Genomic DNA, 23466 nt, shown 5'->3' on the forward strand with positions numbered 1-23466 from the left:
CTATTCGTTAGCGGTTTTGCATAACTTGTTGATACAAATTCTCATACTGCGAAACAATTAAGTGAGAATGAAATACGGACTTGACTCGATCCATTCCGCGCTTAGAAAATGCTTCATGACACGCATCATCCTTTAAAAGTTCAATTGCCTTACTAGCAACACAGCCTACATCTCCAACATCGCATAAGTAACCAGTTACTCCATCTACTACAACTTCTGGTACCCCTCCTGCGCGTGTACCAATTACCGGAACGCCGCAAGCCATTGCTTCTAACGCAACAAGCCCAAAACTCTCTTTTTCGCTTAATAGAAGCATGAGATCACTCATAGAAAGTAACTCAGCAATATGCTTTTGGTTTCCTAAAAACAATACTTTATCCTCGATTTCTAATTGCTTAACTAGCTGTCTAACTAAAGCTAATTCCGGTCCATTTCCTATTAATAATAGCTTAGATTTTACCTTTTCTGTAATCATTGCGAAACTTCGAACGACATCAGTAACTCTTTTTACAGGGCGAAAGTTCGATATATGAATCAAGACCCGTTCATCTTCGGCAATGTGATAATGTTTTTTCAACTCTTCCACTTCTCGTTTCATATACACTCGTTCATCTATAAAATTATAAACCGTCTCGATTGATTTTTCTGTTGGTACAAGCTCACGAGTTTGCAACACTAAGTCGTTTGAAACGGCTGTAACCATGTCTGATTGTTCGATGCCAAACTTAATAATATCTTTTAAGGATCGGTCATAGCCTAAAACAGTAATATCCGTACCGTGAAGAGTTGTAATAATCTTCAGATCACTCTGAAGCATTTGCTTAGCTAAAATGGCACAAATCGCATGTGGTACAGCATAATGAACATGAATTAGATCTAACTTTTGTCGCTTAGCTACTTCCGCCATCTTACTAGCAAGTGTTAGATCATAAGGGGGATACTGAAAAACGGAATATTGATTTACTTCGACCTCATGATAATAAATATTTGGGTAAACACGATCAAGGCGAAACGGCACATTTGAAGTAATAAAATGAACTTCATGACCTCGTTCAGCAAGTAATTTCCCTAGTTCTGTTGCAATAACACCTGATCCACCAACAGTTGGGTAACAACTGATTCCAATTTTCAATTTCATCTATCACGCTCACCTCCTGCGAACAAGTTTGAAACAACTAGTGGTTTCATCGTCTTAAACCCTTCTGCATATGTCACTCCCACTTCTTTCCCAAATAAGCGTTCTCTTGATTCTACGACAGATATGTAATCATTTGTTAATGGCGTATCGACCGAATCAGATGTTTTCACAAACTGACTTTCATAGGCCAAGAGCGCCTGTTTCTTGTTTTCGATAAAATTAGTAACATCAATGACAAAATCAGGGTGTTCGTACCCATTAATGAAATAGAAATATAAGTCATCTGGGCGGAAAGCATGTAAATGATCAGCACATTGATAGCGCTTAATACCGGCATTAAAAAAAGCTTCCTTAACAATATCAGTACATGCACCATGATCAGGATGACGATCAACATGAAAAGGAGCAAAGACGGCAGCTGGTTTATACTTCCTAATTATTGAAACGACCTCTGCAAGTTGATCATCCGTGATAGTTTTCAACCCTCTATCAGGGAGTGTTAGTTGGATACGTATCTTAAGACCTAAAATCTCTCCAGCACGCTTTGCCTCTTTTTGTCTTATTTCAACTGTCCCGTTTGAAGATAACTCAGCTTTTGTTAAATCACAGATCCCTACACGATATCCCGCTTCTACATATTTTGCTAATGTGGCGCCCATCCCGATTTCAACATCATCGGGATGGGCGCCAAAAGCAAGAATATCCAACCTATTCATTGTGTTCATCCTTGTCAGCCTCTCGCCATGAAAAATCTCCACGTTCTAAACCTTTAATTAACACTTCAGCTGTTCCAATATTTGTGGCAAGTGGCACATTTCGAACGTCGCACAGGCGAATTAAAGCAGTGACATCAGGCTCATGCGGCTGCGCTGTCAGTGGATCACGGAAAAATAAGATTAAATCAAATTTATTTTCAGCAACAAGTGCTCCAATTTGTTGGTCCCCCCCTAGAGGTCCTGATTTAAATCGTGTAACCAATAAATTAGTTGCTTCCATCACACGAGTGCCTGTCGTGCCCGTTCCATATAAATCGTGATTTGCTAAAATCGTTTCATATGCAATGGCAAATTGAACCATTTCATTTTTTTTCTTATCATGGGCGATTAGAGCTATTCTCATCCGGTTTTTCTCTCCTTTATAGTGACGGTTTAAGGGGGCAGACCCCAAATAGGTACTATTAATAATAATGATTTAGCAATTTCCAAAACATAGTTCATACTAATTGTGACTTAAGAGGTCACACCCTTGAGTTTTTTTCATTATTCAAACGTTTTTTATTCGATAATATGTTCTAGACCATATACTAATGTATCGATGCGAAGGACAGACTCAACAGCAAGTTTCACGCCAGGCATAAAGGATGTTCTGTCGATCGAGTCATGGCGGATCGTTAACGTTTGGCCAACTCCCCCAAATATCACTTCTTGATGAGCAACAAGGCCAGGCAGACGAACACTATGAATTCTCATACCTTCATGATCGGCTCCACGTGCACCTTTCATTTCTTCTGTTTCATTTGGATGCCCTTGTGATCTTGCAGCTCGCACTTCAGAAATAAGCTGTGCTGTTTTAACTGCTGTCCCAGATGGAGCATCTAACTTACGATCATGATGACGTTCAATAATTTCTACATCTGGTAAATACTTCGCCGCCATTTGTGAAAATTTCATCATCAAAATAGCGCCAATAGCAAAGTTTGGCGCTATAATTGCTCCAAGTCCTTTTTCTTCTGCCATTGCTCGAAGTTCATCAATATCTTCTTCTGTAAATCCAGTTGTCCCCACAACAGGGCGAACACTATTTGCAAAAGCTGCTTCCATATGCTTTCGTCCATATGCAGGTGCCGTTAAGTCAATTAACACATCTACCTCTTGCTCTTCAAAGCATTTATGTATATCTGTATAAATGGTAGCTTCAATTCCATGAAAACCATCTATTTCGCTAAGGTTTTTTCCTTCATGTTTTGAATCTACAACAGCTACAAGCTGAAATTCTTCTGTTCCTGTTACCATTTTCACGGCTTCTTTTCCCATATTTCCACGCGGTCCAGCGACAACTATTTTCACTTTACTCATCCAATACACCTTCTTCTCTTATTCTTGTCCAGCGATCCTTGTCTCTGGAATTGAATTTCTCCATAACTAGGTCAAACGCCTCTTCTAAATCAATTTCCAATGAATTCGCGAAACAAATTAATACAAATAGAATATCTCCCATTTCTTGCTCCATCGTTCGATCTTCTTCACTTGATTTTTTCGGTTTTTCTCCATAGAAGTGATTTACCTCTCGAGCTAATTCTCCCACTTCTTCACTCATTCTTGCAAGCATCGCTAAAGGACTGAAATATCCTTCTTTAAATTGTCCTATATATTGATCAACTTCTCCTTGCATTTGTTTCATTGATTTCTCACTCACTTGGCTCACCTCACATCCTTACCAAATCCATGTTAGCGAAATGTTCGCATTTTGACAAACAATAAAACTACATTTGCCGTTAAATATCTCTTTCTATATAATAGAGCTTGTCCCCAAAAAGAGATAATGACTGTGCTTCTAGTTGTTAAAACACTAAAACGATTCCATCATTTAACTACGTCTTAAATAGGTATGATATCCCCAATGCATGTCACTTGTATTTTATCATAAGGAGGACTATATGGCTTATAAGGTGCGCTTGAAAAATATTCTTTTTATTTTACTTGGATCTGCTATTCTTTCTTTTGGACTCGTTTACTTTAATATGGAGAATAATTTAGCGGATGGTGGCTTTACTGGAATTACGCTTATTCTTTACTTTATATTTTTCATTAACCCTGCTATTTCTAACCTCGTACTAAACATCCCTCTCTTTTTTATCGGATGGAAAATACTAGGAAAAGTCACGTTTGTTTATACCATTATCGGAACAATAGGAGTATCTATTTTCCTTGAGATCTTTCAACGTTATCCATTTGTAAGCATCCCTCTTCATGACGACATGACGCTTGCAGCATTATTTGCTGGTGCTTTTATCGGTGTCGGACTGGGAATTGTTTTTCGATACGGCGGAACGACAGGCGGGGTCGATATTATCGCAAAGCTAGGCTTTAACTATCTTGGTTGGAGTATGGGGAAGACCATGTTTATGTTCGATGCCCTAGTTATTGCAACATCACTTATTTATTTAAATTACCGAGAAGCAATGTATACACTGCTTGCTGTTTTTATTGCAGCAAAAGTAATAGATTTTATTCAACAAGGTGCTTATTCTGCAAAAGCTTCTCACATTATCTCAGATAAAGTGCCAGAAATAGCAGATGCAATCTTGAAAGAAATGAATAGAGGAGCAACCATTTTAAAAGGAAAGGGGAGCTTTACTAAAACGGATAAAGAGATCCTCTATTGCGTTGTCGGCCGAAATGAACTAATCCGCTTAAAAACATTAGTCGAACGCATTGATCCTCATGCTTTTGTAACGGTAAACGATGTTCAAGATGTTATTGGCGAGGGATTCACGCTGGATGAAAACAAAAAACCTTTACATATGTAAGAAATTGATTTAATGGTAGACACCGACCCTCCGCTGTAGTTCAAAAGGAAAATAAGCTTGGAGCGAATGGCTCCAAGCTTATTAATCGTCATTGCTCATTCCAAGATATATAAAAATAAAGCGAGCAAGTTCAAGTAAAGCAACCAGTGCACCAGCAACGTATGTTAATGCAGCAGCATTTAACACTTTACGTGTATCGCGCTCTTCATCATTACGAATAACTCCCGTTGAAACAATCTGCTCCATTGCTCGACTTGAGGCATTAAATTCAACTGGTAATGTAACAACTTGAAACAAAACAGCAGCTGCCATGGCAAAAATCCCCAGCAATATGAAGCCCGAAGCTTGCATTAATATCCCAGCTAAGATTAAAAAGAATGAAACATTTGAACCGAAGCTGGCAACTGGAACGAGTGAATGACGAATGCGCAAAAATGCATAATCCTCTGCATCTTGCATGGCGTGTCCAACCTCATGCGCCGCAACAGCAGCACCAGCAACAGACGTTCCATAATAATTATCTGTTGACAAACGAACTACTTTTGAACGCGGATCATAGTGGTCAGTTAATGTACCACGAGTCTCCTCGACTTGAACGTCATACAAGCCGTTATCATCTAGGATTTTCCTAGCAACTTGCGCACCTGTCATACCTGATGAAGCATGGACTTGTGAGTACTTTTTGTAAGCGCCCTTTACTCTCATCTGTGCCCAAACTGGAATGATAAGAAGGAGAATAAAATAAACGATAAAACCCATTGATTGTACCACCTCTGTTGTTAGTTCTTACTTAACATTTTAAATTGAACATCAAACAAAGTCAAACAAAAACACTATGATTACAGTGGGTTCAGCTACTTCTCACATTTTTGTCACATTACTCTTTCCCACGAACCTTTTGTTTTTCAGCCTTGTATTTTTTATAACCTACATAGGATAAAGACATTGTGATCATCCCACCAATTGTAAACATGACCCACCAAAGAGAAGGATCAGCGCTGTCTTCTTTTTCCCTACTATATAGATTTGTCCATTCCGTTTCCATCACTTCAAGATGTGGCGTAACCTTATCTTTATCTACATTCCCAGATCTCAATCTTTCTAGATAGGTAATTTGAGAATCAATTTTTTGTAAATGTTGTGGCTCAATATCGATAAATAAAGCAGGTCTAATCATGTCATAGTGGCGCAAAAATTCATTAAAGCGGTGTTGAAAGCCTTGAGAATCTTCTGCAACAATTGTAATCTTCATATTAGCTAATGAATTCATTACTGATTTTTCAGTGTGTAGCCAAAGTGGGTGATGTTCACTGGACAAGGCATCAACAGCAAGGCGAAAAGCTGTTACGTTATAAATACGTTGATCGAATGGCATATCTATAGCTGTAACAGCCTCAACTGCATGTTCAAATGATCCTGTTACAGTTCGTAATGAGCTCATTGTAATTTTCTCTTCCTGGAAATCAACCTCTAAAAACATAACAGAAAAATAATCCAACAATTGCTTAGCTTCTTCAAATTTTTCTTGTTTGACTAACTGAAGGATTTGGTCGGAAGTGTGATTTAATTCTTTCCATGTATGTAGCGATGTCGTTTCATCTGCTTGGATACTCATCGGAAAGCTTAAAACGATTACGGCTACCATTACCATGATTATTTGACGCATGTTTGTCCCTCCTTCTTCTCATAACATCCTATGAACGGATGGACAAGAGTAGACCAAGAAACAGAGACAAACTGTCATTGAATTTCTAATTCAAAACGATTTTTTCTTACTCCTACTAAATAAACAACTGCAATTGAGAAGACACTAAGCCAAAAAGTGAAATAACCAATCATATCAATATCACTCATTAATCGTCCTGAAACCCATGGATGCATCATAAAAACATAATCAATTATATCATTATGAATAGTCCACACAGCAGCAATTAGTAAGTGCCATCGTTTTATTCTGAAATAAGGTGCATATAGCACAGCTTGTAAGGCCATACCTGCGTGTGAAAAAACCAACATGTAATTTTTCCAATTTAGTGTGTCCCCTGCCCAACCAGCAGCTACATTCATGACAACCGCCCAGATCCCGTATTTAATTAGTGTGATAGCCGCTAACGCCTCAATTAATGGCCAATTTCGTCGCATTAAAAAAGCCAGCAATACGAAGACGAAGAACAGACTTGCTGTCGGACTATCAGGAACAAAAATCAAAAATTGGATTGGCGTTATAGCCAATTGATCCCGATACCATATGTATCCATATATAGTTCCTGGAATATTAACGAGTAATAAAAAAATGATCATCCACTTGTGCCCAAACAGTAAGAGCAAACGTTTTACCATCATCATTCCTACCTTTTGTTATGTATTGTTTTAGTTTATATGAATTGATACGAAAAAAGCTGACCATAACAGTCAGCTTTTTCTTTTATTCTTCTTCAGGTTGGCCATGAGCAGCAATATACTCAGCAAGAATTTCAAGCTCCTCGTCTGAGCCATCAAATAAGTCAGCAGGCATTGCCCCTTGACCATTTATAATTGTGTTCATTACTTCCTCAGCATCTTTTTCTGTTTCAAGCAATGAAGGACCACCAGCTCCACCTGTCATTGTATCACCGTGACATCCGATACACGAAGCTTGAGCTGAATAAATCTCATACCCTTGTGCTTCCGTATCAATGTCTCCTTCTTCAACAATCGCACCTTGTTCAGCAGCTGCTTCCCAATCATGTTGATCAACCGATTCCCAAGTTAGGTAGAACACAGAAATAAATCCAAGCATCATCATGCTTGTTGCGATCGGACGTCTTAATGGGCGACGTTCTTTACCCGTATCTAACCAAGGAGCTAACAAGAGTGCTCCAAAAGCAAGTCCAGGCATAACAATTGTACCAATGACGTTAAAGTCACCAGAAGCATATTGATATTTTAGTAACTGATACAAAAATAAAAAGTACCAGTCAGGTAATGGAATATATCCAGCGTCAGTAGGATCAGCCATACGCTCAAGCGGTGCCGGATGAGCAACCGTAATAAGGAGGTACCCCATTAAAAATACCGCACCAACCATCCACTCTTTTAAGAGGAAGTTCGGCCAGAACGCTTCTGTCTTACCTGGATATTCCGAGTAATCTTTTGGAATGTTAGGTTTTCGATTGTTTGCCTTGACACGAGAGTCGCCAACAAACTTCATCCCTTTACCACGTTCCATCTCGTTCCCTCCTTTTTTCATTTGTTTGAGTCATTTAGAGTTTCATTTTACAACGGTCCAGAAATACCTTGTTTGCGGATCATGTAGAAGTGAGCCGCCATTAAGCCTAGTAATGCTGCAGGCAAGAAGAATACATGGATCGCAAAGAAACGAGCTAGAGTCGCTGCACCGATAATATCTCCACCAGCAAGCAACGTCTTTGTGAATCCACCAACAATCGGTACACTTTCAGCAATTTGAAGTACAACCGCTGTTGCGAAGTATGCCTTCATATCCCAAGGTAATAAGTAACCCGTTACTCCTAATGCAAGCATAACAAAGAAAATAAGGACACCAACTACCCAGTTTAATTCACGAGGCTTCTTGTACGATCCCGTAAAGAAGACACGTAATGTGTGCAAAAACATCATAACAATAACTAAACTTGCGCCCCAATGATGCATACCACGTACGATTACACCGAAAGCGACTTCATTTTGTAAGTATGCTACTGATTGATAAGCGTTGACAATATCTGGTACGTAATACATCGTCAAGAACATTCCAGATAAAATCTGAATCACTGTAATAAAGAATGTTAAACCTCCAAAACAGTACACGAACGCAGAGAAGTGGTGAGCCGGATTAACATGCTCTGGTACTTCGTGATCGGCAATATCGCGCCACATTGGCGTAATATCGAGACGCTCATCAACGTAGTCGTAAATTTTTTGAAGCATCGATTACGCCCCTCCTTATGTTCGCTGATTAATTTGACCTAAGTAAACTTTTCCATCTTCCACTACGACATCATAGACGTCTAATGGACGTTGTGGAGGTGTTCCTGGAATATTAATTCCGGAACTATCAAACATTCCAAAATGGCATGGACAGAAGAATCGTTCTGGATGGTCTTCTTGCGTTCCATACGCAACCGTACAACCTAGATGCGTACATGTCGGTGATAAAGCCGTTACTGTATCATCGCGCATATAAATGTACGCTTCACGAGTCACTTCTGATTCGTACCATGCATCAACCTGTTCAAATGAAAATCTGAACTTTTGTGGCTCTTCCGTTAATTCTGCCACATCACATACATATCTTAGGTCTGATTCCGCACCAGCCTTTAGAGCAGGATCAAGTGCAAATCGAGCCATTGGCATTAACATACCTGCTGCCATAAAGCCACCAACACCTGTAAGTGTGTATGTTAAAAATTGTCGTCGTGAAACTCTGTGGTCTTTTTCACTCACTCGTTTTCCCCCCCTTACACAATAAGGTAAACCCAAAAATGGGCATAAGATAAACACTTTATTATACTAGGACATACCCATGATAATATAACACGAAGTAATAAGCAACAATTTCCGCATTCTGGCACAAATTCGGCATATTTCATAGGTCATCTGATAAATAGATCATTGACTATAATAACAGATTCACACTTGTAATCAAAATCCAGACAAAAATCCCCCCCTACATCATGCCACCTAAAAAAACGAAGCATCATTGTTTGAAACAAATAAGAAAAAGCTTCCTCAAGTATAAGAACTTGAAAGAAGCCATTGACTTCAATTGTAAAAGCAGGCTACTTACTATGATCTACTGGGATTACCTACCCTGCCATTTATTGGTCATGATTGGAATCAGTTGCTTTAATTGATCAGCAATCACATCACGCTTATAGCTCGCTTCTATATTTTCAAGTGGGATTGTTGGGAGCCAAAGTAACATCCCGTCTAATTGACCTTCCACAGACTTCCACTCCCCGTCTGATGTTAAATAAACAACATGGGAAATTCCACCAGCCCTTAATTCTTCTTGCCAACTTTGAATTCGACTAATACGCGTTGAAGAATCTTCTACTCTCAAATAGGTAAAGGGCGGAAATTGAACAACTCGTCCATGAAATTGTTTTTCTACTTCTAAAGCAATAATAGAGATAAATTCACCCATTGCTACCGTTGACTTTACTTCCTTTTGCCACGATAAAGGGATAAGCGGAATAATAGCCGTGTCAACATATTCCTTTGCTTGTAAATACGTATCCATTTCACTAGCTTGCCATTTCATATATACACCTTCTCCTAAATCACAATCTCAAGTTTTATCTTAAACGCGAATGAACGTAAAGGCACAAAACAAAGGATGACCGCTTTATACCAATCTACTAGTTAGCTTCCTCTATCAAGGGTATACGTCTCACCTTAAATCAGATTCTAGTAGCAAGCCATAAATAAGAGTCACCCATAGTCATTTTCACCTTTCATCTAACCGCTGTAACTGCTCGACTAATTCATTAAAAAGCTCCTTATTTTGCTCATCCAATGCGATATCAATTTCATTTAATAGTCGTTCTTTTTTAAACGATCTAAGAGAACGATCAAGAACAATTTCCGATTCTTTTTGAAAAGCAACAGTAAGCTCAATGTTTTCTGGGACGTGAGGGTTCTCTTCAAGAACAACTAAGTATGGTGGATACTGTCTTTGCCCTGAAAAATGTAGTTCAATATAAATGTCTTCGGTTTGGTTTAAACGAATATCATGAAATGCTTTTTCTGCATCAGTTGTTATGTGCTTTTCTTTATGAAAGGAGAACGGAATACTATCGACTCCCTTCGCTGAGATAATTAGCGCTTTCGGAGTATGTGCTGCCTGTTCAACAAAATGAACTCGTTCCATAAGCTCATTATCACTCATTAAATAGTTCAATAACCAAGCACATTCCCGGCGTTTTAATTCAAACTGTTGCAAAAAATTTTTAAGAAATTCTTTCTTATCTACAACTGGAATGATGTTGCCCATGCCTCACTCCTCCTTAAGATTTTCTTATTTCATGGCTATTCATCGAATAGATTGTATAATGTTAGTATTCGCTATAATTTATTAATTTTCCTTTTTCAAAATATAAATCAATTTATATTTTGAAGCAGTTCAACTATATCTGCTCTTTCTGGATGTAGTTCTACTATTTTTTCAAATTTTCGTTGTGCTTCTTCTCTCCTTCCATATTCAAGTAAAAAATAGCCGTATTCTTCTAGAAAATCAACATCTTCAACGTATGTTTTTTCAATTTCTTTGTATCGTTTAAATGCTTTGTCATAATCATCATCTTCTTTTAATGCGGTCGCCTCATACCACGTATACAATGTGTCCTCTTCACCGTAGTCACGCATATGCTCCATTAACTCTAGCAACTCTTCGAATGATTCAGTATGTTTTAGATAGGCTGCTAACGTTTGAACCGCTTCGACATTTGATGGATTTAACGCAATGACTTTTCTAAGAAACCCCTCTCCCTCTGTTGGCTTTTGACGTTTAAAACTGAGCTTACCTGCATGAACATATAATGATTCGTTATACTCATCTACCTTCATTCCTTTTTCTAATGTTTCAATTGCATCATCTGACCTTCCTTCAGCCTCATATGCTTTAGCTAAATACGTATACAAGCTTGAATAATCAGGATCAAGTGTCATTAATGCCTCAAGTTGCTCAATCGCAAGGACCATGTCTCCCATTTGATACGCCGTAAAACCATAACCAAATAAAGCATTTGGGTCAAAATTCTCCTTTATCCCTTCTCGATAATATTCAAGTGCATCTTCAAATTGACCAGTGGCACTATAAGCTTCTGCCAATAGCAATCCTAAATGAACATTTGGGATATGTTCACCTGAATGGACAGCTTTCTTTAAATGTGGAATGCTTTTTATGTAATCTCCACGCTCTAAATAAAATTCCCCAAGACCGTATGAAATAATCACTTCATTTGGAGCTTTCATCTGTGCAAGTAACAATTTTTGTTCTGCTACTTCGTCAAGCGATTGCATTTGATATAAATCGGCAAGAAGAACTTGGGCCTGTACAAATGTGGGATCGTCTTCCTTAATTTCTAGTAACAGTTCAATTGCCTCATCTTCTTTGTCCATATCGATTAATAATTCTGCAGCAAAAGCATACAAGCTTCCTTCATCTGGATATAGTATGAGCAACTCATCAACAATTTTTTTCGCTTTTTCTATATGTCCTAGTTCTTGATAGATTTCAGCAATGTCAAATTTCACTTGATGGTCTGCCCCTTTTTCATGTCGAGCTAATTCGTTTAACCCCTGTTCTACCTTACCCGTCTCAATGTTTTGTATTGCTTTTTGAATTACATTCATTTCCATACTCCTCCATTATCTAGAAAAAACCAACTCGTACATCTTCTTCTTCGACACTTTTTCTATGATACCCTTTCTAGAACACAAGAAGAAACCATCATTCCATTGAATGACGGCAATTTGTACGCGAGTTTTAAGTTACATATAACTCTGCTTCTGATTTTCGCCTTCTCCAACTTTTGATAAAGACAAAAACCTTCCTGGTCTTTTCACTTCAATTAAACGTCCAAATCCTGGCTTCAATGTAATTGTATCATATGTTTTTATGATTTCTCCTTTTACGACGACCAAAATCGGATCTTTCTCATCATAATAAACAATCCTATCTTTAGTTGCAACTTTTTCGTTCAAAGAATACAATTCATAATCTCGATCTTCATGGAATAAAAGGTAGTCAGCATCACTTCCAACAAGTAACGTGCCTTTTTCCGGATACAATCCAACCATTTGTAAAAAAGGTTTTATCCAACGATCAAGGGGTTCAATCGGTCCTGTCGTATGAATCTGAAAATTCTCGCAGTAAGCCATCCATTCTCTCAGTAAAGCAAGCTCAAACCTTATTGAAGCTGACGCAATTACAGGAATTAGTACGGTTGGATATGTTAGCAACGTTTGCGAAATATGTGTCCAAGCTAGTGTCTTCAGTTCTTGAAACGAGTGAATCTCGATTCGTACAAAGGGTACCTTTAGATTTTGGCACAAGCGTATAACACTGGGGCGTACCATTGCTAACGGCAGCGTAATTCCAATCAGGAAATCTAACGTACTACTTGCCATCGCATGCTTAGCACGCTTAAATACACCTTCAATTTCTCGTTCATATTGAACACGCGGCGCAACGGCCACCCCCGTACACCCTTTTGAAATTAAATAACTTTGTCTTTCTTGAAACATTTGAAAATTTGTGCATGTTATCAATTTGTCGTCAAACATAATTCTTCCATTTGTCATAATGGTTCCCGTCATCGCCACTCGTTGTTTATTCCATTTGTCAAAAGAAGTAGTGACATAGTTAATTTTACCATCCTCAATTAAATAGGAACGTAGCGTATTGATCTCTTCATCGATTTTTGTCGCTCTGTCTAATAAGTACATCACTTTTCCTCCTACTTCGCTTCATTGTCCCTTTCTTAATTCGTACTTATTAGACAAGCTATGAAAGAAAGTAAAAAAAGAGAACAATTCATCCTCACTTTCCCGTTTTATATTTCAGAATTTTCATTTTTTTCTATTGACATTAAACCTTAACTGTATATAATATTAAATAAGCGTATGGTTTCTCTCCACTCCTATCCATACAACTTTTTAGCTATTTGCTAAACCTCCATTTGTAAACGCTTACGTTTATGGATGGGGGATTTTTTATTTTACTTTAGCCCTCTCGTTGATAAGACTACTATTAGCTACTGTTTTCTCCTACATTCATATCATTTTAAAAAGAGGCTAAAATACAATTTTAGCCTCTTTTTAATTTTATTTACTTTTGTTGTAGCGAGCTTATATGCTCAAAAAAGCTCGGATATGAGACGGCTATAGCCTCACTACGGTCAATTATCACATCTCCATCAGTTATGAGTCCCGCAATCGCCATCGCCATTCCAATTCGATGATCACCGAAACTATTAACAGTCGAGCCTGTTAACGGTGTCCGCCCTTCAATAATCATGCCATCATCTGTTGCAGTGATTGTCGCACCGAGCTTACTTAATTCACTGACAACTGTATCAATTCGGTTCGTTTCTTTCACCTTTAATTCTTCAGCATCTCGAATAATCGTTTTTCCTTCCGCTTGTGTAGCTAACACAGCAATAACTGGAATTTCATCGATAAGCCTTGGTATTAGGTCGCCTCCAATTTCAATTCCTTTTAATGCGGATGTAGAAATCGTAATATCAGCAAGCGGCTCCCCTCCGGCTAATCTTTCATTGTGAATCGTCATCATTGCACCCATTTTTTCTAATACATCAATAATTCCGGAACGAGTTGGATTTATCCCTACTCCTTCTAAGGTTATTTCACTACCCGCTACGATTGCTGCAGCAACTAAGAAAAACGCTGCAGATGAAATATCACCAGGAACAACAATGTGTTGTGCTGTTAAGGATTGTCCTCCTTCAACAGAAACCGTTAATCCATCACGCTTGACCTTAACCCCATATGCCTCAAGCATTCTTTCGGTATGGTCACGAGATAGGGCTGGTTCTGATACAGACGTTATTCCAGAACTTTGCAATCCCGCTAACAATATAGCTGACTTCACTTGGGCGCTTGCGACTTTGGATTGGTAAGCAATGCCTTGTGTTTGTCCACCTCGAATAGAAAGTGGCGTGTAATTGCCATTTTCTCTCCCATCAATAGTTGATCCCATTTCACGTAATGGGTTTGTCACACGGGCCATTGGGCGTTTTGCAATTGAATCGTCACCAATAACGACTGAATGAAACGGGCGTGTTGCTAAGATCCCAAGCATAAGACGAGTTGTCGTTCCTGAATTTCCTACATCTAAAATCTCACTCGGCTCCGTTAGCCCTTTCCAGCCTCTTCCTTCAATTGTCACCGTTTCGCCTTCTTGTTCAATCGATACACCTAATTTCTGAAAACAAGCAATCGTACTTAAACAATCCTCGCCTGGTAAAAAGCCTTCCACGGTCGTCGTTCCTTCGGCAATGGCTCCGAACATAACTGCTCGATGTGAGATTGATTTATCTCCTGGTATTTTAATCGTGCCTTTTAATCCTAGTGAATGTTTAACAATAGCAGTATTCATATTACCCCTCCTAAATGATGAAATTAAAAGAGAAAACTGTCCCTCTTTGATTCACTTAAAAATATTTGATAGTGCAATGGCTACGCACGCTGCTTCGATGTGTTTAAAAAGGGGAAAACCACCCCTTTTTGAACACATCTATAAGATATATGTATCATACATTTGTTGTTGCAGATGCACCTGAGCTCGTTCTCGATCTTCTTCCGAACGAAAGCTTAATCGTAAAACCCCCATTATATCTTCCCGAGTTTCCAATATACGTATATTAGTTAAGCTGATTTGATATTGAGCTAAGATACCTGTTACATCTGAAATAACCCCTGGATGATCCGGCACATCAACAAATAAATCGTAAAATGAAGGAATGGCTCCTTTTTTTCGAACAGGCAGACCATCTCTAAAATCTTTTGCTTCTTGAAAATATGTATAAATAGCTTCAGCACTTTCTTCTTCAATTAACGTTTTTACAGATGCCATTTCCTTTGTCCATGAGTCAAGCAAGCGCAGAAGACTTTCCTTATTATGTAAAAGAATATCTCTCCACATTGTTGGACTTGCCGATGCTATTCGAGTTATATCTCTGAAACCACCAGCTGCTAACCTAGAAACGAGTGGATCTTCATCCTCTATTTTAGCAATTTGGTGCACAAGACTTGCTGCAATGACATGCGGAAAATGGCTTATTGCCCCTGCTAATCGATCATGCTGGTTAGGTGTTAATTCAATAAAAGTCGCTTTTGTCCCTTTTAGCCAGTTTTGTAGCTGAATAATAACCCGTACATCCGTATCTTCAATCGGTGTCAAGATGTAAAAAGCATTCTCAAACAAGTGTGATCTAGCCGCTTCTACCCCGCTTTTATGTGAACCAGCCATTGGATGTCCTCCAATAAAAGTAACACCTTTTTCACTTAAACAAGAAGCTTGCTCGACGATTCGTTTTTTCGTACTTCCAACATCTGTCACAATTGCTCCAGCTTTCAAATCAAAACGAGCAATCTCTTGCACAAGTTGTTCTGTTTTTAAAACAGGAGTTGCAAAAATTATTAAATCTGCCCCAACAACACCCTCTTTTATTGAAGATGTTGCCTCATCAATCACTTTTAAAGACAAAGCCATTTTCAACTGTTCTTCTGAAATATCGAAACCGCGAATATGGACATTATGTTCCTTTCTAATTGCAAGGGCTATTGAACCACCAATTAACCCAAGACCTACGATTAAAACCGTTCGCTTCATGCCGTTCTCCCTTCACTCTAATCTTAACAAAAAACGCCCTTCAAGCATGAAAGACGATTTTTATAAGAAAAACCGCAAGCCGCGGTCCTTTTCTTATAAGCAATGAGCGGAACCGCTGCTTTTTTAAGCCGAACGACAAATGGGTTTCTTGTCGTTCGACGCGCAGTGTATGGAGCCATTGCCACCCTTGAGTATACTACCCAATAGTTTCGCTCTCTTTAGTAACAATTGCTAGAGAAACTTACTTTATAGTTCCTCCTCAGCTATGAAAGGGACAATCCTTTTCTATTTCCTACTGTTTTACTGCTTTAGAAGCTAGCATCTCTTCTAAAACAGCGAACAACTCATTATTCTCTTCATCTGTTCCTACTGTAATTCGTACACAAGTCGGGAATCCAAGGGCCTCTCCAGATCTCACAATAAACCCTTTCTTTAACAAGTAATCAAACACTTCATCCCCTGAACGATTGAAATCAATCAAAATGAAATTCGTTTGCGACGGATAAAATTTTAGTTGGTACGTTTGACAGAACTGCTCAAATTGTTTTAATGAAGCTGTATTCTTTTCTACACAAGAAGAAATAAACTCATCATCTTCTAATGATGCTACTGCCGCAACATGAGCAAATGTCGTGTTATTAAACGGAGGACGAACTGGGTCAAGTAACGAAATTAGTCCTGGATTGGCAACCCCATAACCAATTCGTAACGCGGCTAGTCCATATGCTTTGGAAAATGTACGTAAAACCATTAAATTCTCATACTTCTTCAGTAATGGTAATGTCTTTGGATAATCACTAGCAGTTACATATTCGTAATACGCTTCATCAGAAACGACAAGAACATGCGATGGAACACGTTCTAAAAAGCTCGAAAACGCTTCTTGATTAATATATGTACCTGAAGGATTGTTCGGATTGCATACCCAAACAATACGTGTGTTCTCATCAATTGCTTCTAACATCGCATCTAAATCATGAACACCATCAACACTTGGCACTTCTCGAACCTCTGCTCCTTCAATCGTTGCATTCAACTTGTATTGGGAGAAAGTAGGATCAGCAGTTACCGTATTCGTCTCTGGTGAAAGAAAAGCACGACACAAAAATTGAATGACTTCATCAGAGCCATTTCCGAATATAAGCTGGTTTTGATCCACTCCGATTTTCGTCGCGACTTTCTCTCTAATAACAGCAGCATACCCATCAGGATAAATCGCTGTTTGAGAGGCCATCTCACTAATCACTTTCGCCGCTAGCGGCGAAGCTCCATATGGATTTTCATTCGAAGCTAGCTTCACAACTTTCGTTAAGCCAAGCTCTTTTTTCACTTCTTCAATTGGCTTACCTGGCTTATATGAAGGCAACCCATGTAATTGTGGTTTTGCTTGCATGCTTAGCACCTCATCTTAAATATTAGTATCTACCCCTATTATGTTACGACGAAATGAGCGAGGAGACAAACGTTTTTATTTTTTGAAGTGCAAGTGGCCTCGTTTCCTTCATTTTTAGCGCTTCTTCTTGCTCTCCAATCACTGTTACGAGTGCACTACCAACAACGACCCCATCAGCATGCTCCTGCATTACTCGTACTTGTTCCCCAGTTGATATACCAAATCCAACTGCTGTTGGAATGTTACTTGCTTCACGAACCGTCTTTAAGAAATCATATACTCTTGGATCAAGTTCATTTCGAACTCCCGTTACACCTAATGATGAGACGCAATACAAGAAACCTTTCGCACGTTGGGCAATCTTAATCATACGTTGTTTTGATGTTGGGGCAACAAGTGAGATTAATGCTAGATCATTTTGCTCACAAAGTTGATCTAAGTATACACTTTCTTCAAAAGGAAGGTCTGGAACGAGCAATCCATCAATTCCTAGCTCAGCCGCTTCATTAACAAATCGTTCTTCCCCATACTGAAGTAAAGGATTAAAATACGTAAAAATAATAACTGGAATCGTCAGCCCACGCTTTCTCATTTCTGGAACAAGTTGCAATGCTTTTTCTAACGACATCCCACCATTTAAGGCACGTTTAGATGCCGCTTGAATCGTTGGGCCATCAGCAAGTGGATCGGAGTAAGGAATACCTAATTCTAGAATGCTGGCACCTGCTTCCTCTAAAGTTAATGCAATTTCAATTGTTGCATCTGCTGATGGGTCACCTGCTGTAACAAAGGGAATAAACAAAGGTTTACCCGTCTTAGTTGCCACTTCCATTCGTTTATTCGCCATTTGACTCACCCCTAAAATGTTTCATTAAAGTATGAACATCCTTATCTCCTCTACCAGATAAACAAACAAGGATCGCATCATCTGGTGTTAATTCCTTTGCTCGCTCAAACGCTTTAGCTAATGCATGAGCTGATTCAATTGCTGGGATGATTCCTTCTTGTTCAGATAAAAGCTTTAATGCGTCTAACGCTTGTTGATCCGTAACGGCTTCATATTTAACTCGTCCATTACTCGCTAGGTATGCATGTTCAGGTCCAACACCAGGATAGTCAAGACCAGCAGAAATAGAATATGGCTCTGTTATCTGACCTGCTTCATCTTGTAATAAGTACGTTAATGAACCGTGAATGACTCCTTTTCGACCATGTGTAATCGTTGCAGCGTGCTGGTTTGAATCTACACCTAATCCAGCTGCCTCTACCCCAATTAATGTGACATCATCTTCTAAAAAAGGATAGAACATTCCTATCGCGTTACTGCCACCACCGACACAGGCAATAATTTCCTTTGGTAATTTTTGTTCGCGCTCTTGAAACTGTTTTTTGGATTCATCGCCAATAATTCTTTGGAAATCTCGAACCATCTTCGGATAAGGGTGAGGACCAACAACAGACCCAATTAAATAAAACGTATCTTCAGCGTTAGCAACCCAATAACGAATCGCTTCATTTGTTGCATCTTTTAATGTTTGGCTCCCAGATGTAGCCGGAATTACTTCCGCTCCAAGTAACTCCATTCGAAATACATTTAGAGCTTGACGTTCCATATCCTCTGCACCCATGAAAACCTTACATTCTAGTCCAAACCTCGCTGCAATCGTCGCTGAAGCAACTCCATGCTGCCCCGCGCCTGTTTCAGCAACAATTTTCGTTTTCCCCATTTTTTTTGCAAGTAACGCTTGCCCCATTGCATTATTTAGCTTATGGGCCCCTGTATGCAAGAGATCCTCTCGCTTCAAATAAATCTTCGCACCACCAAGCGAGTTTGTTAAATTTTCGGCATAGGATAGTGCTGTTGGTCTACCTGCATATTCTTGTAAGTGGGTAAGATATTCGCGAGCAAATGATTCATCAGCCATTGCTTCATCCAACGCCTCTTCTAACTCTTCAATTACACTCATTAACGTCTCTGGAACGTACTTCCCACCAAATTCACCGAAACGCCCCTGCTTATCTGGATGTGTTATTTTCATGTTGATTCATCCTTTCTTCTAGTTGCTTGATTAGCTGCCTAGATTTGTTGCCATTTTCTTCTATTCCACTAGAAACATCAATGCCATCGGGCCCGTATTCTAGTACTTTTTCAACATTCTCTGGTCGGATGCCTCCAGCAATAAAAACGGGAACACCTTGCTTTTTTCCCTCGGCTAAATAATGAGGAATATAGCTCCAATCAAATGAGGTACCTGTGCCCCCCCATTGATTCCCAACTTTACAATCAACGATATAACCAGCCACTAATCCTTCATACGTTTGCATAACTTGCAACGCTTCATCTGAATGATGGACCACTTTCCAAACAGGCAAAGACGTTATTTTTTTAATTTCTGCGATTTGCTCCGGCTTTTCATTTCCATGACATTGGATGATATCTATAGGAAGATCTTTAATTGTTGTCTGAATTGAATTTGCATCCTCATTAACAAAAAGCGCAACAAATTTCTTATCATTTGTTTCTTTTTGCTTCTTTACCCAATCTCTCACTAGCTCACCTGTGACTTGCCTTTTGCTTTTAGCAAAGACAAAGCCAATGTAATCTGCATTGCTTGAGATAGAGACATTCGTATCATGTAACGAATGATTGCCACACAATTTAAGAAGAGGCTGCAATGGATTCTCCTCCAAACAATGCAGTAATTCCTACTTCAGGAGAAGGCGCACGCATTAATGATTCACCAACAAGAACACCTGAGGCTCCCACTTTTTTGACCCGGTCAAGATCAGATGTATCATGAATTCCGCTCTCACTTACAAACAAAGTTCCTTCAGGTATTAACTCGGCCATCTCCTCTGTTTGAGTTAATGACGTCTCAAATGTTTTCAAGTTTCGATTATTAACACCAATTATTTTTGGTATAAACGTAGCAAGAAGCTCTACTAGCTCCTCCTTTGCATGAACTTCAACTAAACATTCAAGCCCTAAGTTATAGGCATATTCATATAGTTCTTTTAATTGCTCAATCGGTACCGTACCAACAATAAGCAACATCGCATCGGCTCCAATACGAACCGTCTCTTCGATTTGTTTCTTATCAATAATAAAGTCTTTTCTCATTACTGGTAGAGCAACTTCTTTTTTAATAGCAGACAAATAATCACGGTGTCCTTGAAAGTACAATTCATCTGTTAAAACTGAGATCGCATCAGCTCCACCTTCTTGATAACCTTTGGCAATGGTTACGGGTTCAAACTGCTCACAAATGACACCTTTTGAAGGAGAAGCTTTCTTCACTTCAGCAATAAGCCCAATCGACCTGTTTGGTTGTTTTAATGCCCCGTAGAGCGAGAATGTTGGAACGATCACTTGCTCAGGAAGCGTTACTTTGGCTATTTCCAGACGTTTTGTTTCCAATATTTTTTCAAGCATGATGTTGTTTCTCCTTTTGTAGAAATTGATAATGTCTGTAAACCGCTCCCGAATGAATTGCATTTTGCACACTTGTAACCCCTTCACGAATCGACTCTACTCGTTTTGCTGCGTACAGGGCAGCTGCTGTGTTGAATATAACAATTCCAAGTGCTGATTCATTCGCTTCACCTTTTAGTACTTGTTTAATAACCTTAGCACTCTCGCAAGGGCTTTTCACTTGTATGTCTTGTAACACACCTCGGTTTAGTCCTACATCCTCAGGAGCTATCGTATAAATCTGCTGACTTTGCCCATTCACTTCAATGACTTTTGAATCTGTTGTTATCGATAATTCATCAAGTCCTTCTCCACCCGTAACAAATAACGTTCTTGATGTAGTTAACCTTATTAAAGTTTCAGCCATTTTTTTAGCGAATTCATGATTATATACACCAATTAACTGATGCTTTGCTCCTGCAGGATTTGTTAGCGGGCCTAGCAAGTTAAAAATTGTACGAAACCCAATTTCTTTCCTTGGGACAACAGCATGTTTCATTGATTGATGGTAAAGTGGAGCAAACAAGAACGAAAGATTCGAATCTAATAACGCTTGTCTTGCTTCTTCCTTTGTATATTGTGTCGGAATATTCAGTTCCTCTAACACATCTGCACTCCCACTTTTAGATGAAACAGCACGATTTCCATGCTTCGCTACTGGAACACCCATTCCTGATAGGACAATAGCAGATGCTGTTGAAACATTAAACGTTTGAAGGTCATCTCCACCTGTACCACATGTATCAACAATAGGAATATCATCTGTTGGTATACGGATCGAATGAGCGCGCATTGAACGTGCAAAACCAGTCATTTCATCAACCGTCTCCCCTCTAAAACGCATGACCGTAAGGAGACTGGCGATTTGACTAGGAGTAGCTTCCCCGCTCATGATTTCATTCATCGTTTGTTCTGCTTGCTCTTCAGTCAAAAATTGACCTTCCATACACGTACGAAGAATAGATTTAAACATGAGTTTTCTCCTCCCTTTTTCCAAACATCTCTTCAGCTAATTGTGCAGCTCGTATTAACGCTTTTGCTTTATTTTGTGTTTCTTCATATTCCTTCTCTGGAATTGAATCAGCGACAATCCCGGCTCCGGCCTGAATGTATGCTTTCCCATTTTCAATAATCATCGTTCGAATCGCGATACAAGAGTCAATATTTCCGTCATAGCCAAGATATCCGATTGCACCTGCATATACACCTCTTTTTGTCGGCTCTAATTCTTGCAAAATTTCCATTGCACGAATTTTCGGAGCACCAGAAACTGTGCCTGCTGGAAAAGATGCCATAAGCGCTTCTAATGGTTTTGTTCCTGATCGTAATCTACCAGTAACTTTTGAGACAATATGCATAACATGAGAGAATTTCTCAATCGATAATAATGTCGGTGTTTCTACTGAGCCATATTCAGCTATTCGCCCAACATCATTTCGGGCTAAGTCAACAAGCATATAATGTTCTGCTCGTTCTTTTTCATCAGCAAGTAAATCTTCAGCTAATGTTAAGTCCTCTTTTTCATTTTTCCCGCGTTTTCTCGTCCCTGCAATCGGATGAATTTCGACATGACCATCTTGAACCTGAACAAGTCTTTCAGGTGAACTCCCAACCACTTCTATTTGGTCAAATTTCAAATAAAATAAATATGGTGATGGATTCACCATGCGAAGAACTCGATACACATCAAGTGCTGAAGCAGAGACCTCCATCTCAAACCGCTGCGAAAGAACTGTTTGAAACACATCACCCGCCCGAATGTACTCTTTGATTTTTTCAACATCGTTAAGGAATGCTTCTTTTTCGTAATTCGACGTTACATGCTCAAACGATACATCCACATCTGTTTTTGGAACATCCTTTAACATAAGCCCGTTTATAGGTTGCTCAAGTAACGAAGAAATTCGCTTTATTTCTGCTCTTGCTTCATGATACGTATTTACGAGAGAATCTTCCTCACTAGGTCTTGCATGGACTAAAACAGAAAGCTCTTTATTAACATGATCATACGCAATTAACGTTTGACAAAATAAAAATTGATAGTGCGGTAGCTTTTGCTGCGTTTCAGTAAGAAGAGTCGGCTCAATTGTTTCAATTGCATCATAACTCATATATCCAACTGCTCCACCTCGAAAAGGGATCGGGATATCTAACGGCTGAACATGTAAAAATGTCATTGTGGCGTCAAAAGCTTGTTGAAATGTCTTCTCTTCAATGACAACTTCACGACTTTTAGAATACGTTCGATACATTCCATTTTCTTCAACTAACTCAAACATTGGATTTAACCCAATAAATGAGTATCTCGACCATGAAGATTGCTCATCCTTACTTTCTAGTAAAAATGAAACTTGCTCCCCTAATTGATGCACGATCTGAACTGGGGTCAGTCCATCTGCAAAAAAACGTTGAAAAACCGGAATCGTTTTATACGTGTCAGCTGCTTTTTGAAACTCTAAAAAGGTTGGGGTTATCATTGCAATCACTCCTAAATTTGGAATGAATGAAATAAGTGGGAGGGGGAAATTGTATTTATGCTAACCTAACTTTAATATAAAAACCTCCTAAACGAAAC

At 39.0% G+C, this 23466-nt stretch carries 25 protein-coding genes; 1 reads left to right on the forward strand and 24 read right to left on the reverse strand.

Annotated features, from left to right (window positions below; all coding sequences use genetic code 11):
* Positions 1-7: 7 nt before the first annotated feature.
* The 5 genes from bshA to SAZ04_RS07230 all read right to left on the reverse strand — a co-directional run bounded on the left by bshA (position 8) and on the right by SAZ04_RS07230 (position 3538).
* Positions 8-1138, reverse strand: coding sequence for an N-acetyl-alpha-D-glucosaminyl L-malate synthase BshA (gene bshA, locus SAZ04_RS07210; RefSeq protein ID WP_332693267.1), 1131 nt, complete (start codon positions 1136-1138; stop codon positions 8-10).
* The gene (bshB1, locus tag SAZ04_RS07215) at positions 1135-1854 is read right to left on the reverse strand and encodes a bacillithiol biosynthesis deacetylase BshB1 (RefSeq protein WP_332693270.1); all 720 of its coding nucleotides are present in this window, start codon (positions 1852-1854) and stop codon (positions 1135-1137) included. Before bshB1 ends, bshA begins: the two co-directional genes overlap by 4 nt.
* The gene (locus SAZ04_RS07220; RefSeq protein WP_332693273.1) at positions 1847-2257 is read right to left on the reverse strand and encodes a methylglyoxal synthase; all 411 of its coding nucleotides are present in this window, start codon (positions 2255-2257) and stop codon (positions 1847-1849) included. Before SAZ04_RS07220 ends, bshB1 begins: the two co-directional genes overlap by 8 nt.
* A gap of 155 nt (positions 2258-2412) precedes the next feature.
* Entirely contained in the window at positions 2413-3213 is an 801-nt protein-coding gene (dapB, locus tag SAZ04_RS07225; RefSeq protein WP_332693276.1) for a 4-hydroxy-tetrahydrodipicolinate reductase, read from the reverse strand.
* Complete coding sequence (locus tag SAZ04_RS07230) at positions 3206-3538, reverse strand: nucleotide pyrophosphohydrolase (RefSeq protein ID WP_332693477.1); 333 nt, start codon at positions 3536-3538, stop codon at positions 3206-3208. The genes dapB and SAZ04_RS07230 overlap by 8 nt, the downstream gene beginning before the upstream one ends.
* A 256-nt stretch (positions 3539-3794) precedes the next feature.
* On the opposite strand from SAZ04_RS07230, the gene SAZ04_RS07235 reads away from it, so the two are divergent.
* Positions 3795-4667: a YitT family protein gene (locus tag SAZ04_RS07235; protein ID WP_332693279.1), complete on the forward strand. Its 873-nt coding sequence runs from the start codon at positions 3795-3797 to the stop codon at positions 4665-4667.
* Between the two features lie 81 nt (positions 4668-4748).
* Here SAZ04_RS07235 and SAZ04_RS07240 read toward each other — a convergent pair whose 3' ends face one another.
* The 19 genes from SAZ04_RS07240 to trpE form a co-directional block, all read right to left on the reverse strand.
* Complete coding sequence (locus tag SAZ04_RS07240) at positions 4749-5426, reverse strand: zinc metallopeptidase (RefSeq protein ID WP_332693281.1); 678 nt, start codon at positions 5424-5426, stop codon at positions 4749-4751.
* 118 nt (positions 5427-5544) lie between these two features.
* Entirely contained in the window at positions 5545-6333 is a 789-nt protein-coding gene (ypjB, locus tag SAZ04_RS07245) for a sporulation protein YpjB (protein WP_332693284.1), read from the reverse strand.
* 74 nt (positions 6334-6407) lie between these two features.
* Positions 6408-7007: a lipoprotein heptaprenylglyceryl N-acetyltransferase LhaT gene (lhaT, locus tag SAZ04_RS07250; RefSeq protein WP_332693480.1), complete on the reverse strand. Its 600-nt coding sequence runs from the start codon at positions 7005-7007 to the stop codon at positions 6408-6410.
* 85 nt (positions 7008-7092) lie between these two features.
* On the reverse strand, positions 7093-7875 hold the full coding sequence (locus SAZ04_RS07255; protein ID WP_332693288.1) for a menaquinol-cytochrome c reductase cytochrome b/c subunit: 783 nt from the start codon (positions 7873-7875) through the stop codon (positions 7093-7095).
* A gap of 47 nt (positions 7876-7922) precedes the next feature.
* Positions 7923-8594: a menaquinol-cytochrome c reductase cytochrome b subunit gene (gene qcrB, locus SAZ04_RS07260; RefSeq protein ID WP_332693291.1), complete on the reverse strand. Its 672-nt coding sequence runs from the start codon at positions 8592-8594 to the stop codon at positions 7923-7925.
* 15 nt (positions 8595-8609) lie between these two features.
* A complete protein-coding gene (locus SAZ04_RS07265) occupies positions 8610-9110 on the reverse strand; it encodes a Rieske (2Fe-2S) protein (RefSeq protein WP_332693294.1) in 501 nt (166 codons plus the stop codon).
* 358 nt (positions 9111-9468) lie between these two features.
* Entirely contained in the window at positions 9469-9930 is a 462-nt protein-coding gene (locus SAZ04_RS07270) for a YpiF family protein (protein WP_332693297.1), read from the reverse strand.
* A gap of 186 nt (positions 9931-10116) precedes the next feature.
* Positions 10117-10662: a ReoY family proteolytic degradation factor gene (locus tag SAZ04_RS07275; RefSeq protein WP_332693300.1), complete on the reverse strand. Its 546-nt coding sequence runs from the start codon at positions 10660-10662 to the stop codon at positions 10117-10119.
* Between the two features lie 107 nt (positions 10663-10769).
* Complete coding sequence (locus tag SAZ04_RS07280; protein WP_332693303.1) at positions 10770-12023, reverse strand: tetratricopeptide repeat protein; 1254 nt, start codon at positions 12021-12023, stop codon at positions 10770-10772.
* 138 nt (positions 12024-12161) lie between these two features.
* The gene (locus tag SAZ04_RS07285; protein WP_332693306.1) at positions 12162-13118 is read right to left on the reverse strand and encodes a hypothetical protein; all 957 of its coding nucleotides are present in this window, start codon (positions 13116-13118) and stop codon (positions 12162-12164) included.
* Between the two features lie 382 nt (positions 13119-13500).
* Positions 13501-14790, reverse strand: coding sequence for a 3-phosphoshikimate 1-carboxyvinyltransferase (gene aroA, locus SAZ04_RS07290; RefSeq protein ID WP_332693309.1), 1290 nt, complete (start codon positions 14788-14790; stop codon positions 13501-13503).
* A 138-nt stretch (positions 14791-14928) separates the two neighbouring features.
* Positions 14929-16026 carry a prephenate dehydrogenase gene (locus tag SAZ04_RS07295; RefSeq protein ID WP_332693312.1) on the reverse strand — a complete coding sequence of 366 codons (1098 nt, stop codon included), beginning with the start codon at positions 16024-16026 and terminating at the stop codon, positions 14929-14931.
* Between the two features lie 292 nt (positions 16027-16318).
* Positions 16319-17419 (reverse strand): histidinol-phosphate transaminase, encoded by a 1101-nt coding sequence (gene hisC, locus SAZ04_RS07300; protein ID WP_332693315.1) that lies wholly within the window; start codon positions 17417-17419, stop codon positions 16319-16321.
* 43 nt (positions 17420-17462) lie between these two features.
* Positions 17463-18266, reverse strand: coding sequence for a tryptophan synthase subunit alpha (trpA, locus tag SAZ04_RS07305; RefSeq protein WP_332693318.1), 804 nt, complete (start codon positions 18264-18266; stop codon positions 17463-17465).
* Entirely contained in the window at positions 18256-19458 is a 1203-nt protein-coding gene (gene trpB / locus SAZ04_RS07310; protein ID WP_332693321.1) for a tryptophan synthase subunit beta, read from the reverse strand. Before trpB ends, trpA begins: the two co-directional genes overlap by 11 nt.
* Positions 19436-20095 (reverse strand): phosphoribosylanthranilate isomerase, encoded by a 660-nt coding sequence (locus tag SAZ04_RS07315; protein ID WP_332693324.1) that lies wholly within the window; start codon positions 20093-20095, stop codon positions 19436-19438. Before SAZ04_RS07315 ends, trpB begins: the two co-directional genes overlap by 23 nt.
* Positions 20079-20852 (reverse strand): indole-3-glycerol phosphate synthase TrpC, encoded by a 774-nt coding sequence (trpC, locus tag SAZ04_RS07320; RefSeq protein WP_332693327.1) that lies wholly within the window; start codon positions 20850-20852, stop codon positions 20079-20081. The genes SAZ04_RS07315 and trpC overlap by 17 nt, the downstream gene beginning before the upstream one ends.
* The gene (gene trpD, locus SAZ04_RS07325; RefSeq protein ID WP_332693330.1) at positions 20845-21864 is read right to left on the reverse strand and encodes an anthranilate phosphoribosyltransferase; all 1020 of its coding nucleotides are present in this window, start codon (positions 21862-21864) and stop codon (positions 20845-20847) included. Before trpD ends, trpC begins: the two co-directional genes overlap by 8 nt.
* Complete coding sequence (trpE, locus tag SAZ04_RS07330) at positions 21857-23368, reverse strand: anthranilate synthase component I (protein ID WP_332693333.1); 1512 nt, start codon at positions 23366-23368, stop codon at positions 21857-21859. The genes trpD and trpE overlap by 8 nt, the downstream gene beginning before the upstream one ends.
* Between the last annotated feature and the right edge of the window lie 98 nt (positions 23369-23466).

This window comes from Halalkalibacter lacteus, assembly GCF_036663595.1.
Taxonomy (GTDB): domain Bacteria; phylum Bacillota; class Bacilli; order Bacillales; family Bacillaceae_D; genus Halalkalibacter; species Halalkalibacter lacteus.